Genomic DNA, 12,634 nt, shown 5'->3' with positions numbered 1-12,634 from the left:
AAAAACACCGAGCAGACATTTCTTGCGGAGTTGCACCGCCAAAGTTCAACAGCCGCTTTTACAGGGCGACCGCGTGGCCTTCCACCAGCACCGCCTGCAGCACCAAATCACGGTTCAGCACCACCACATCGCCCCAGGCGCCCGCTGCCAAGCGGCCGCGGTCTTGCAGGCCCATGTGGTCGGCCGCATAGGTGGACACGCGTTTGGAGGCATCCGCCAAATCCAGCCCCAGCGTGTCCACCAGGTTGCGCAGCGCCTGGTCCATGCTGAGCACCGAGCCGGCCAGCGTGCCGTCGGCCAGGCGCACGCCGCCCATGCACTTGGTCACTGTGTGGCGGCCCAGCTTGTAGTCGCCGTCGGGCATGCCGGCGGCGGATGTGGAGTCGGTCACGCAGTACAGCTTGGGGATGGCGCGCAGCGCGGTGTGAATGGCGCCGGGGTGCACATGCAGCAGGTCGGGGATGACCTCCGCAAACTCGGCGTGCGCCAGCGCGGCGCCCACCATGCCGGGCTCGCGGTGGTGCAAGGCCGACATGGCGTTGAACAAATGCGTGAAGCCCGTGGCGCCGCAGCGCATGGCGGCCACGCCCTGTTCGTAGCTGCCGGTGGTGTGGCCCAGCTGCACCTTGAAACCCTCGGCCACAAGTTGGGCGATCAGGTCGTGGTTGCCACCCACCTCGGGCGCCAGCGTGATCAGGCGGATGGGCGCCATGGCGTGCAGGCGGTGGATTTCGTCAAAGCTGGCGGGCCGCGCAAACGGCGGCTGCGCGCCCAGGCGGGCCTCGCTGATGTAGGGCCCCTCCAGGTGCACGCCCAGCACGCGCGCGGCGTTGGGCGCGCGCTGCTGGCACAGCGCCCCCATGGCGGCAAAGGCCGTGTCCAGGTCGCTCTGCGGCGCGGTCATGGTGGTGGCCAGCAATGACGTGGTGCCGTGGCGCGCATGCAGCGTGGCCACGTGCAGGGCCGCGTCGCCACCTTCCATGATGTCGTGGCCCGCGCCGCCGTGCACATGCAGGTCGATGAAGCCGGGCAGCACGATGGGCACGCCGCTGTCGCGCACCGCGGCGGTGGCCACCGGTGTACCGCTGATACCGGCAATGCGGCCCTGTGCATCCAGCGTGAGTGCGCCGTGTACAAAGCCCGTGGGCGTGAGGATGTGGCCTTCGATGCGGGTCTGCAATGTCGTCATGGCGATGTCCTTAAGTTTTCAGCTCGGCCACAAAGTCGTAGTAGTCGCTGCGGCAGTACGACTGGGTGCACTCCACGGCCACGCCGTCGGGCAAATAGGCGGTGCGGCTGACCCACAGCAGGGCCGCGCTGATGGCAATGCCCAGCTGCGCGGCCATGGCGGGTTCGGCATTCACGGCGCGGATGTGCTGCACCGCGCGCACCGGCGCCAAGCCGCTGCGCGCCAGGTGCAGGTAGAGCGAGCCGTCCAGGTCTTGCGGGCGCGGGCAGGCGCTCAGCAACACAGTGCTGCGCTCATACGCCATGGGCACGCCGTCGGCCAGGCGCAGGCGCTCCAGCCGCGCCACGCGGGCACCGCGCGCCAGGCCCAGGGCCTCGCGCTCGGCCACGCTGGCGGTGGCTACTTCACGGGTGATCCAGCTGCTGCTGGGCATGTAGCCGCGCTGGCGCAGCTCTTCTGAAAAACTTGCCAGCTTGGACAGCGGCTGCTCCAGACGCGGCGCGATGAAGTTGCCCGAGCCCTGGCGGCGCAGCACCAGGCCCTGGTCCACCAGCACTGCAATCGCCTTGCGCGCGGTGATGCGTGACACCCCCAGCGACTCAGACAGCATGCGCTCCGACGGCAGCGCCTGGTCCACCCGGTAGGTGCCCGCACGGATGCCCTGCTCCAGCTGGCGCGCCAGCTGGAGGTACAGCGGCGAACCGTCGGGCGGCGCGGTGGAGGACAGAGGAAGGGCGGACATGGGGGCGTGGGGGTGGCTTATGTGCATAGTACCACTTGAATACCACTCAAATGTAACGCTATGTTTTGTATAGCTGCTGGCGCAATGAACACGGGGGCTAGCGGCCAATCTGATAGAGTTTGCGCTCCTGCCACCCCTGGGACGCACCGCCATGGCCACGTTTGAAACCGAGTTCCTGAACCACTACCTGCAGCTGGGCCTGGGCTCCATGCCCAAGGCCGACATTGACGCGCTGGTGATGCACCTGCTGGACCAGCACGGCCTGGACGGCTCGGGTCCGCTGGCCCGGCTGAACAACCAAACCGTGAGCGAGCGCCTGAAGACCCCCGTGGCCAAGGTGAAGAAGCTGCGGTACGAGGCCGCGCTGAAGTTCGGCGGTCGAGTGGAAGACCAGGCCGCCGGGCGCCTGCTGGCCGCGCTGGCCAATGCATCGCTGGAGCCGCAGGGCGACAAGATCTGCCTCATCATCGAAGACACGCTGGCCAAAAACTGGCTGCAGGGCCAGCTGAAAATCTACCAGCACATCTTCGACCACCCCTTCAGCACCGAGATCATCCGCGTCTCGGCCGACGGGCTGTTCCAGGTGCTCGAATCGTTGTTTGGCAAGAAGGAACTGGCCGCCTTCCGCGCGGGCTACGACAAGGCCAAGGACACCAAAGACGCCGCCGCACGCAAAAAGCTGTTCAAAGACACGGCCCTGAGCTTTGCCAAGGACGCCGCCAAGGCCGCAGGCGGCACCGTGCTGGCCGTGGTGAAGGGACAGTTGGGCTTGTAGTTACTGCGGCGGCGCGTACTTGCGCAGCAGCTCTGGCATCTTCTCTTGCCGCAGCTTGCCCAACCGGGCCCAGAGGCGTTCGGCCCGCAGCGGGTCTTGGGCCACAAACTGGTGGCTCAGCACCAGGTAGTAGGCCTTGGTCTCCAGCGGTATGGCGATCTTCTCCACATCGTGCATGGGGTGCGCGCCCAGGTAGCTGTCACCCGCCTGCTCTTGCATGGCGTAGCCCTGGATGCGGCCCATCGCCAGCTTCTGAAAATTCTGCTCCGTGGTCTTGGCGTCTTCGGTCTTCAGGCCCCAGCGCGTCAGCTCGGCGCCGATGGAGAACGTGGAGTTGAACCCAATGGCGCCCTCGCCCAGGCCCGACACCGTGCGCCCATCCCAGGTGAAGGGCGAGCCCTTGAGCCGGTAGAACACATACGACTGGCTGAACACGCGCGCGCCTTCGTCAGGCTTGCCGTCCTTCATGGGATAGCGGCCATAGGGCAGGCGGTCGGCCGCGTAAGAGTAGGCAAACGCGGCGTCGATATCGCCGCTCTGCAGGCGCCGAAAGCTGCGCAGCTGGGGGGATCGCTCGTACACCACCTCCAGCCCCATCTCTTTGGCCACCAGGTTGACCAGCTCCACGATGGCACCGGGCGGGTCGGCCATGCGAAGGCCATCACCCATTTGGTAGGGCGAGACCTCGATGTCGGAAAAAGCCACGCGCAGTTTTTGTGCCTCCACCGGGCCACCCGCCAAGGCCAGCGCAGCGACCACCCAGAGCGCCCAACGTGTCATGCTTGTGTTCCCGCTGCGTACCGCGCGCAGCCGGTGCCCAGTATTGCGCGTGGGCAGACGGTGTCAAGCCTTTATCGAGGCCGTCCCATCTCGTCCGCCACCCGTGCCTGGTACGCCTCTATGAGCCCTTCGGCTTTCATTTTTTTCAATGTTTCCGACAGGCGTTGTGCCAGCTCCGCATGCCTGCGCTGCATATACAAGTAGATCGGGATCGTGCCCAAGCCCAAGACTCTGCGAACCCGCGCCGCACCTGTGAAGCCCGGCGCGCTCAATACATCGCGCACCGGGTAATCCAGATCGCAATACAGATCGGTGCGCCCCACCAACAGCTTGTTGATCCCCTGCTCTTCGTTGGAAATGTCGGACAGCCGGTCCGCAGGAAGCAAGGGTTTCAATATCGTCTCGCAAAACAAGATCCCGCGCCGGTATTCCACCTGCCAGTCGGACTTGCGCACATCGTCCAGCGAATGCAGGCGCAACGCCGCATTGGCCGTGTACAGGGCAAAGCTGTACTCAACAAAGGGCTCCTCCACGCGAACCAGGTTGGGGTGCGCTTCACCGTAGGCATGCACGCGCCCCCCATCGATGTCGATTTCTCCCGCATCCATCATCAGGGTACGGCGCGCCAGGGGGTAGTTGACGATTTGGACCGCAACACCCAGACGTCGGAATGCTTCCTGAAAAACCAGCTTGGACCAGCGGTTGGCATAGGTGGCGGGATCCGCAGCGCCCCCCAGGATCAAGGGGCCGGCGGGTTCGGCGGCAAGGGCTTGCATCCCGCACAGGCAGATGGGCAACAGCAGGCACACAGCCAATAAACGCCCCCAGAGAGCCCGCAGCATGGACTGGACCATCGCAGGGTGTGTCACACCTATCCTCCAATTCAGAAACACAGTTGTGCGCCGGCAAAGTATCGCACTGGGGTGCTGTATGCAGCAAATGGCACAGGTTTTGTTTGCGCAAAGCAGGCGAACCGGGCAATATCGTTGCCGTGCCTTTTTCTTTCACTGTGTCACCAGTTGATTGGAGTTGAACATGCCCCTGGCCAATATCAAGATCGGCGTCAAACTGAGCATTGCCTTTGTTGTCGCAGCCCTTCTCACCATCGTGCTGGGCATTGTGGCCCTGCTGCAGCTGGGCAAGGTGACACAAAACACCGAAGACCTGGCCACCAACTTTTTGCCCGGCGTAGAGGTCAGCTCTGCGGTGCGCGGCTACATCAACGACATCCGCCGGGCCGAGGCCCGACTGATGATCTCCGACACCCCCAAAGAGATTGACGACCAAGAGGCCCGCATAGCCACCGGCAAAAAGAAGCTGGCCGAGCTGGAGGCCAAGATGCTGCCGCTGATGGACTCGGAGGCCGAGAAGGCCTCCATGGTCAAGTACCAGGAACACCGCGCCGCCTGGTTGGCCGCCAACGAGAAGATAGTGGCATCCCTTCGCAGCGGCCCCGACGGCAAGGCCCCGGCTGTTGAGATGTACAAGAAAGAAAGCTCCGTGGCGTTTAACGCCGCGCTGGCCGACGTCACCGCCATCATCGACGACAACTCCAAGGTGGCCGCCGACGGCTGGGCCAGCGCCCAGGTGGTGGCGCGCAACGCGCGCATCACCGTCAGCACCACCATTGTGTTGGCCGTGCTGGCCTCTATCGTCATGGCCTACTCCATCACCCGTAGCATCACCCGGCCCCTGGCCCAGGGCGTAACGCTGGCCGAAGCCGTGGCCGCGGGCGACCTGACCGTGCAGGTGAACACCAGCGGCGGGGATGAGTTGGCCCAGCTGCTGCGCGCCATGGACAGTATGAAAAACGGCCTGCGCAGCGTGGTGAGCCGCGTGCGCCAGGGCTCAGAAGGCGTGGCCACCGCCAGCTCAGAGATCGCCCAGGGCAACCACGACCTGAGCGCCCGCACCGAACAGCAAGCCAGCGCGCTGGAAGAAACCGCCGCCAGCATGGAAGAACTCAGCTCCACCGTGAAGGCCAACGCCGACAACGCCAAGCAGGCCAACCAGCTGGCCAGCAGCGCGTCCACCGTGGCCGTGCGGGGTGGCGAGGTGGTAGGCCAGGTGGTGCAAACCATGCGCGGCATCAACGAGAGCAGCCGCAAGATCAGCGACATCATCAGCGTGATCGACGGCATCGCGTTTCAGACCAACATCCTGGCGCTGAACGCGGCGGTGGAGGCCGCACGCGCGGGCGAGCAGGGCCGCGGCTTTGCCGTGGTGGCCAGCGAGGTGCGCAGCCTGGCGGGCCGCAGCGCCGACGCCGCCAAAGAGATCAAGATGCTGATCAACACCAGTGTGGAGCGCGTGGAGCAAGGCAGCGCGCTGGTGGACAAGGCGGGCGAGACCATGACCGAGGTGGTGGCCAGCATCCGCCGGGTGACTGACATCATGGGTGAGATCAGCGCCGCCAGCAGCGAACAGTCTGCCGGGGTAAGCCAGGTGGGCGAGGCCGTGACGCAGATGGACCACGCCACCCAACAAAACGCCGCGCTGGTGGAGCAAATGGCCGCCGCAGCCAGCAGCCTCAAGAGCCAGGCGCAAGACCTGGTGCATGTGGTCGCCACCTTCAAGCTGGGTGGCTCCGAAGACCACCCTGCGCTGGCCTACGGCTAGGCGGCGCGGACCTTAGGCGCCCGCGTTATTTCATTGCTGCGCTTTGCTGAGAATCTCGCCGCTTTCGTTGCCCTCTTGCTTGCCATCAGGGGTGCGGCGGATGTAGTCAAAGACATCGCTTTGTTTGATTTCAACAATTTGGCCCACCTTGAGCGAAGGCACGTAGCGCGGTTCGTTGCGAAGCATTCCCGTGATCTGCTCACCAGGCCACTTGATGACCTCGACCCACATCCATTCAACGCCACCTTGTGTTGAGGTGAATGGCGCCTTCAGCATGATGATTTCCCCTGGCTGCAGACCCACCTGAAAAGCTGCCCTGAGTGCGGGCAATTTCTGCTTCGCCCGTTCGCTTGCTTCCAGCAATGCCGCATCGTTCTTCTTCCGAAGGATGACCTTGTCCTCTTGAGCGCCGAAAACGTTCGTAATGAAAGTAGTCTGGCGGCTGGTCACGTCTTTACCTGCGGAACCATCAAACCGCAGTTCTGCCAACGTGTTGTCTGGATCACCTTCCTGCGGTTCTGCCTTCTGCAACAAGACTTGTCCGCGTCCTGTCCCCTTGTTCAAGATGGTGCTTACTATCCTGGACCGCAGCGCCGCATGCCGGATGGAGGCGACCTGCACATCGAACTGTCCAGCATCAGTGGGCCTTGCACCTTCAACCAAGCTCTGCGCAACTGCGTTGATGGTGCTGCTCAGGGGGTTGCTCAGCGACCAGACCATTTCGGTGACAACAAGATCCGGCAGCGCAAACTTGCTCATACCCAAGGAAATGGCCCGTACCTTACCGCCGTCGTTGTAGGCGTGAATGGTGATGTGGCGCGTGACGTCTGGCAATTGCCCTTCCCATGTATCCAGCCGAATCTTCTTCCAGGCGTCTGGCGAGAACACTTCGCGCGTTTCCTCATCCCAGATCAGACCGTCCGTCTCGTTGGCCAAACGAAGAACCAATTCACTTGCCTTACGCAGACCAGCAAGCACATCACGCGTGGGAACGGCAAACACCAGAACCAAAACTTGGGGTGACTTTTGCAATGCCTCCGCCTGCGCAACGTTTAGCCCCCTGCCAAAGTATTTCAAGTTCTCTACGGACGGAGGTTTGTACTCCGTTGCCACATTGCCCGCTATAGTTTTGAGCGTGAGGAACTTCCTGGGCTTTGCACCCGCTTCCACCTTGGCAACCACCTGAAAACCATACTGCGAGTTGCCCGCCAATTCACGCGCCAGCTTGTCCGGGCCCGCACCTTTCTTCTCGGAGAAATACAAGGCAAACGAATAGGCGGTGGCCGGGCGCTGCCACTCGGATGCCGGCAACGCCTGCCCAGTGGCCGCATGCACCACTGCAAACAGGCACTGATGCACAACGATGAGCGAAAGCACAAGAATGCGCCGGAGCGACAACAGCGAAGAGAGCATGGCGAAGACTGAAGTGGAAGAGTGGGCAGGATAGCAAAGCAACCTGGCACAGCCGACGACCACCCTGCGCTGGCCTACGGCTAAAGCGCTAGTACAGGTCCAGGTATTTCTTGGCGAGCGCTTTGCCGTGGGTTTTCCGTGCTTCGGCAATGTGCTTCCACAGCTGGGTGGCGCTGGCGGGTGACTTATCGAAAAACTGCTTGGAGAACGGCAGGTAGTAGTCTTTGGACGAAAACGGCACGGGCAGCTTTTGCACACCCGTGAGGTGCTTGTCCTCTATGACCAAATCCACCTGCAGGTCTTGCCCCACGTAGGCTGCGATGCGCCCCATCTGCAGCTTCTGCAGGTTGTTGGCGGTGCTGGGCGCTTCCTCCACGCTAAGGCCCAGTTTGCGCACCTCGTCCGCCGCCGAATATCCCGCATTGGTCCCCACCAGTGCCTGCGCCGGGCTGAACTGCCGGTTTTCCCATTTGAAGGTGGAGCCGGTTTTGACATACACGCTGTAGCTCAGCGTCGCCAGGCTGTAGGTCGGGTCGGGCGTGTCACCCACCATGGGGTAAGCGGCGTAGGCGGCGCGCTCGGGGCTGTAAGACAACAGCAGCATGGCATGGGCCGCGCCGCTTTCCAGCTCGCGCAGGGCGCGCCGGTTGGGCAGGCGCTTCCATTCAATCTTGCAACCCATCTTGGTGGCTGCCAGCGTGAGCAGCTCGACGGCGATGCCGGGGTTGGCGGGGATGGCCTCGCCCTCCCCCAGGTAGTAGGGCGGGGAGGCCTGGTCGCTATAGACAATGCTGAATGGGCAGGCTAGTGCCACCTGCGCACAGCAGCTCGCGAGCATGCAAACAACAAGACGCAAGAGGTGGTCCATGGGCCCAACGACATAGTTTTGGCGCAGTATAGCCACGCCCTATGACGAAGGTCCACCGTCGTGGCACACCACGCGGTTGCGGCCGCTGGACTTGGCCTGGTACATGGCTGCGTCGGCGCGCTGCAGCAGGGTGCCCAGGTGGCCGCCGTGGGTAGCCACGCCGATGCTGATGGTGACCTGCAGCACACGCCCCTCCCAAGGGATGGACACGTGGGCCACCGCCTGGCGCAGCTTCTCGGCCAGGGCGGCGGCGGCGGCAGTGTCTGTGTCGGCCAGCAGTGCGGCAAACTCTTCGCCGCCTATGCGCCCGCACACATCGGCCGCACGAAACTGATGCGCCAGCAGCGCGCCAATCTGATTCAGCACTGCATCGCCCGCGCTGTGGCCGTGGGTGTCGTTGATCTTCTTGAAGTGGTCCACATCGATCAGCAACGCGCTCAGCGGGTTGCCCTGGCGGTGGCACAGGCGGCTGGTCTGCTCGCCCAGCTCCATGAAGGCGCGGCGGTTGTTGATGCCGGTCAACTCGTCGGTGCGGGCCATGCGGTCGGCCACCTCGTTGGCCTGGCGCAGCTCGTAGCTCAGGTGCAGGCGGGTTTGCATGGCGGTGGACAGCACGTGGGTGCCGCGCAGCGCGCCCAGCATGAAGGTGGTGGCCGCCACGGCCAGGCCCAGCGCAATCTGGCTGGGCTGGAAAAACAGCCACACCGTGCTGGGCACCAGCACAGCCGCCATGGCGGCAATGGTCATGCCGCGGTGCGCGGAGTAGGCCACGATGGCGCCGCCCATCAGCCCCGCCACAAAAAAGAGAATGACAAACTGCCCCGCCACATCGTCCGGCGGCATCAGCCACAGCATGCCCACCCCCCAGATGAGCGACGACACCATGAGCGTGACCGCATAGGTTGGCTCCCAGGCCAGCACAGCCGGACCGGTGGGCTTGGCGCGAAAGTACAGCACGTACATGCCCAGGCGCAGCAATGAGCTCGCGCAAAGCAGGCCCATCCAGACCAGCAGCTTCTGGCCTTCCACATGGCCCCACAGCGTCCAACACAGCACAGTGCCCATGAAGAGGCTCTGGAACAGCGCCGGAAACGACTGCTCAAACAACAGCACCAGCGTATCGATGCGTGCGCGGTCGCGGTGGGTAGCGGCCTGGGCCTGGTCAGAAACGGCGTCTTCGCGCATGTGGGCTCCCCTGAATCACTATGGTTTTGATAGCTGCTGGCGCACATTCCACGGGGGCTACAGGCCACTTTCGTTTGTAAAAAGCCCACACCCCGCGAAAATCCCCTAGCCGCACGCCGGCTTTGTTGGCATTATGGTTACATAAAGATACAAGTCACTCAGGGGGGTGAACCGGAATGGCAACGCTTATTCCTTCATTAGGTTCGTGCGTTTCGCGCATGACCAGCGGCGAACAGTCGCTATATCGCAGCGCTCGTTTTGGCCTCAGCTGGTCGTGGATTTTCTCGCCACAAAGACTCCCCCCATTGTGCGCGACCAGACAATTGCAACGCACTGACGCTCACTCAAACTAAATACACTTCGTTATGGCGAAAAGAAAATTCACAGCTATCGATTTATTTTGTGGGGCAGGTGGGCTAACACTTGGACTGAAGAATGCTGGATTCAAAGTACTCGCGGGCGTCGAAATTAATCCGACTGCCGCGGAAACCTATCGTGCAAATCACCCCACTATCAAGCTATATGAACGTGATATCAAAAAACTAACAGCCAAGGAAATACTGTCTGGTTTGAAAATCAAACCAGGGGATTTAGACCTTTTGGCTGGATGTCCACCATGCCAGGGCTTTTCGACGCAACGCACCAGAAATAAAGTAGCGTCAATCACCGACGATCGAAACGAGCTGATCTTTGAATTTTTAAGAATTGTTGAGATCACTCTACCGAAAACTATCATGTTGGAGAATGTTCCAGGTTTAGCTAAAGATTGGCGCATTTCCAAACTACGCGAAAAACTCGCTGAACTAGGTTATGTAATCAATGAGCAGTTTGCTCAAGTGAAGGATGCTGCCAACTACGGTGTACCCCAGCGCCGTCGTAGGCTAATAGTGAAGGCCTCACGCTTTGGTGACATAGCCAATCCGCAATCAGCTGTAGCAAGAACTACCGTAAGAGCTGCAATTTCCAAACTCTTGCCCGTAGGCACTAGCGGTGATCGTCTACATGATATTGGCGAGCAGCGCAGCGAAAAAGTTAGAAAAATAATGTCGTTGGTGCCAAAGAATGGTGGATCCAGATCAGACATCCCAAGAGAATACTGGCTTGAATGTCATAAAAAAAGCGAAGGTAGCTATAAGGACGTCTACGGGCGAATGTCTTGGGATGATGTTTCACCAACAATTACGGGAGGATGTCACAACCCATCAAAGGGACGCTTTATCCATCCCGATCAAGACCGTGCAATTACGCTCAGAGAAGCAGCTGTTCTTCAGACGTTTCCTACTGATTACATTTTCTCCTTGGCAAAGGGAAAAGACGCGGTAGCTTTGATGATTGGAAATGCACTCCCGCCTGAGTTCATCAAACAACACGCAACCGAGTATTTGAATCATCTCCGGGAGGTTACTAGTGAGTCTGTCGCTTAAATTTGATCCCAAAACCATTGAGCATCTTGGGGTCAAGATGTACTCGACCCTTCCCCCCGCTTTGGCCGAGCTAATTTCCAATGCCTACGATGCAGACGCCAGTGAAGTCCTCATCGATTTTTTTGAACAAAATGGCACACCCAAAGCCATCACCATTCAAGACAATGGAACGGGGATGTCTTTACAAGACATTCAAGAAAAATTCTTAGTCATTGGTAGAAACAGACGCAAAGATGAAGGAGATAACCCGTCCTCTAAGTTTGGTAGGCTGGCTACAGGAAAAAAGGGGCTGGGCAAGTTGGCTTTGTTCGGACTTGCCAAAGAGATCAGTGTTGAGACAGTCAAAAACGGGCTTAGAAATAGATTTCGGCTGAACTGGGAAGCACTCTTGGCATCCTCTGACACGTACAACCCTCAGGTTGATGAGACCGACAAGGAAGTGGTGCAAGGTTCCAAAACCATCATCCAATTGTCAGATCTGAACCGTCGCAGCCCTTTTGATCTGGAAGCTATTGCTGACAGTCTCTCTCGCATTTTCATAGTTGACTCTAATTTCAGTATCAAACTCAGAAATGGCAAAGATCGCGAAACAACCGTTTCGAACGAGAGGCGGTACTCCAACATCGAGCAGCAATTTACATGGAGTGAAGAGGATCTAGTACCTACCGACAGCGAATACTTCGGAAAAGTGAAAGTATTTCTTACAACCGGAAAAACTCCAATTCCACCAAATTCTGGCTTACGTGGCATTGCGCTTTTTTCACGAGGCAAATTGGTGAATGCCCCAGAGTATTTTTCAGAAAGTACCTCAAGTCATTTTTATCAATACTTGACTGGGTGGATTAAAGCGGACTTCATTGATTTGCTTAACGAGGATGTAATTTCCACAAATAGGCAGGCGCTTAACTGGGATCAGCCTGAAATGAGTCAATTTCGAGGATTTCTCACCACACTCATTTCCGAAGTTGGTCAGGATTGGAGAAAGCGCCGAGCTAGTAAAAAAGACAGCGCTGTTGAAGAAGTAATTGGCATCAACAAGGAGTTGTGGTTTAGCACTCTGCCCAATGACGTCAAAAGTTCCGTGGAGGCGATTGTAAAAAAAATGGGGGAAAGTGAAGAGGTCTCCGAAACGTTTGCCCCCGTTGTGCGAGCACTTTATGCAATTGTTCCGGAATACCCTTTATTGCACTGGCGTCATTTACACACATCTATCAAGGATGGGGTTCTTGACTACTACAAGAATCAACAATACGGACATGCGGCTGATCAAGGTACCAAGCTGTACGCCGAACTAATTCGACAGCTATCCGCCACGGATAAAGATGGGCAGGATTTGGGTAGCACTTTCAATTTCAATTTCGACAAGACGTCGAAGACCTTGGTGACCCCTCCCATCATCCCTGTGAACGATCTAAGCACCGAATCTCTGCGCAACATACAGGAAGGGCAGAGCACTCTGACGCGCGGCCTTATGCAAGGCTTCCGCAATCCAATTAACCATGGGCCGATGTCTGCGATCGTACCGAACTTGATTTCGGAGCTTGACTGCTTAAACATCTTGAGCCTGGTTTCTTATTTAGCCAACAAACTCGAATACTCGAAGAATTCACCCAAACCCTAAGCTCGACTTAGATCGCCA

At 59.6% G+C, this 12,634-nt stretch carries 11 protein-coding genes; 4 read left to right on the top strand and 7 right to left on the bottom strand.

What is annotated here, in order from left to right; genetic code table 11:
- Positions 1-58: 58 nt before the first annotated feature.
- On the bottom strand, positions 59-1,189 hold the full coding sequence (nagA, locus tag AC097R_RS02745; protein WP_479596069.1) for an N-acetylglucosamine-6-phosphate deacetylase: 1,131 nt from the start codon (positions 1,187-1,189) through the stop codon (positions 59-61).
- Positions 1,190-1,199: 10 nt separating this feature from the next.
- Positions 1,200-1,931 carry a GntR family transcriptional regulator gene (locus AC097R_RS02740; RefSeq protein WP_479596068.1) on the bottom strand — a complete coding sequence of 244 codons (732 nt, stop codon included), beginning with the start codon at positions 1,929-1,931 and terminating at the stop codon, positions 1,200-1,202.
- Between the two features lie 151 nt (positions 1,932-2,082).
- On the opposite strand from AC097R_RS02740, the gene AC097R_RS02735 reads away from it, so the two are divergent.
- On the top strand, positions 2,083-2,706 hold the full coding sequence (locus AC097R_RS02735) for a hypothetical protein (RefSeq protein ID WP_479596067.1): 624 nt from the start codon (positions 2,083-2,085) through the stop codon (positions 2,704-2,706).
- On the opposite strand, the gene AC097R_RS02730 is transcribed toward AC097R_RS02735, so the two are convergent.
- Together AC097R_RS02730 and AC097R_RS02725 are read right to left on the bottom strand one after the other, a co-directional pair.
- Entirely contained in the window at positions 2,707-3,486 is a 780-nt protein-coding gene (locus tag AC097R_RS02730) for a substrate-binding periplasmic protein (RefSeq protein ID WP_479596066.1), read from the bottom strand.
- A gap of 71 nt (positions 3,487-3,557) precedes the next feature.
- The gene (locus AC097R_RS02725; RefSeq protein WP_479596065.1) at positions 3,558-4,355 is read right to left on the bottom strand and encodes a substrate-binding periplasmic protein; all 798 of its coding nucleotides are present in this window, start codon (positions 4,353-4,355) and stop codon (positions 3,558-3,560) included.
- Between the two features lie 166 nt (positions 4,356-4,521).
- Between AC097R_RS02725 and AC097R_RS02720 the strand changes: the two genes are divergently transcribed.
- The gene (locus AC097R_RS02720; protein ID WP_479596064.1) at positions 4,522-6,105 is read left to right on the top strand and encodes a methyl-accepting chemotaxis protein; all 1,584 of its coding nucleotides are present in this window, start codon (positions 4,522-4,524) and stop codon (positions 6,103-6,105) included.
- A 30-nt stretch (positions 6,106-6,135) separates the two neighbouring features.
- On the opposite strand, the gene AC097R_RS02715 is transcribed toward AC097R_RS02720, so the two are convergent.
- The 3 genes from AC097R_RS02715 to AC097R_RS02705 form a co-directional block, all read right to left on the bottom strand.
- On the bottom strand, positions 6,136-7,518 hold the full coding sequence (locus tag AC097R_RS02715; RefSeq protein WP_479596063.1) for a DUF2314 domain-containing protein: 1,383 nt from the start codon (positions 7,516-7,518) through the stop codon (positions 6,136-6,138).
- An 88-nt stretch (positions 7,519-7,606) separates the two neighbouring features.
- A complete protein-coding gene (locus AC097R_RS02710) occupies positions 7,607-8,386 on the bottom strand; it encodes a substrate-binding periplasmic protein (protein WP_479596062.1) in 780 nt (259 codons plus the stop codon).
- Positions 8,387-8,425: 39 nt separating this feature from the next.
- Positions 8,426-9,571 (bottom strand): GGDEF domain-containing protein, encoded by a 1,146-nt coding sequence (locus tag AC097R_RS02705; RefSeq protein ID WP_479596061.1) that lies wholly within the window; start codon positions 9,569-9,571, stop codon positions 8,426-8,428.
- Positions 9,572-9,936: 365 nt separating this feature from the next.
- Between AC097R_RS02705 and AC097R_RS02700 the strand changes: the two genes are divergently transcribed.
- Positions 9,937-10,995, top strand: coding sequence for a DNA cytosine methyltransferase (locus tag AC097R_RS02700; RefSeq protein WP_479596060.1), 1,059 nt, complete (start codon positions 9,937-9,939; stop codon positions 10,993-10,995).
- Entirely contained in the window at positions 10,979-12,616 is a 1,638-nt protein-coding gene (locus tag AC097R_RS02695) for a TIGR02391 family protein (RefSeq protein WP_479596059.1), read from the top strand. The genes AC097R_RS02700 and AC097R_RS02695 overlap by 17 nt, the downstream gene beginning before the upstream one ends.
- Positions 12,617-12,634 lie beyond the last annotated feature (18 nt).

It is taken from the genome of Rhodoferax sp. ZS1R25 (assembly GCF_056521335.1).
The sequence above is the reverse complement of the archived record's forward strand: the minus strand, read 5'-3'. Positions and strand labels throughout refer to the sequence as shown.

Excerpts from the sequence above, each read along its gene's own strand:
- nagA (WP_479596069.1), bottom strand. The coding sequence starts at position 1,189 with ATGACGACATTGCAGACCCGCATCGAAGGCCACATCCTCACGCCCACG.
- AC097R_RS02740 (WP_479596068.1), bottom strand. The coding sequence starts at position 1,931 with ATGTCCGCCCTTCCTCTGTCCTCCACCGCGCCGCCCGACGGTTCGCCG.
- AC097R_RS02735 (WP_479596067.1), top strand. The coding sequence starts at position 2,083 with ATGGCCACGTTTGAAACCGAGTTCCTGAACCACTACCTGCAGCTGGGC.
- AC097R_RS02730 (WP_479596066.1), bottom strand. The coding sequence starts at position 3,486 with ATGACACGTTGGGCGCTCTGGGTGGTCGCTGCGCTGGCCTTGGCGGGT.
- AC097R_RS02720 (WP_479596064.1), top strand. The coding sequence starts at position 4,522 with ATGCCCCTGGCCAATATCAAGATCGGCGTCAAACTGAGCATTGCCTTT.
- AC097R_RS02715 (WP_479596063.1), bottom strand. The coding sequence starts at position 7,518 with ATGCTCTCTTCGCTGTTGTCGCTCCGGCGCATTCTTGTGCTTTCGCTC.
- AC097R_RS02710 (WP_479596062.1), bottom strand. The coding sequence starts at position 8,386 with ATGGACCACCTCTTGCGTCTTGTTGTTTGCATGCTCGCGAGCTGCTGT.
- AC097R_RS02705 (WP_479596061.1), bottom strand. The coding sequence starts at position 9,571 with ATGCGCGAAGACGCCGTTTCTGACCAGGCCCAGGCCGCTACCCACCGC.
- AC097R_RS02700 (WP_479596060.1), top strand. The coding sequence starts at position 9,937 with ATGGCGAAAAGAAAATTCACAGCTATCGATTTATTTTGTGGGGCAGGT.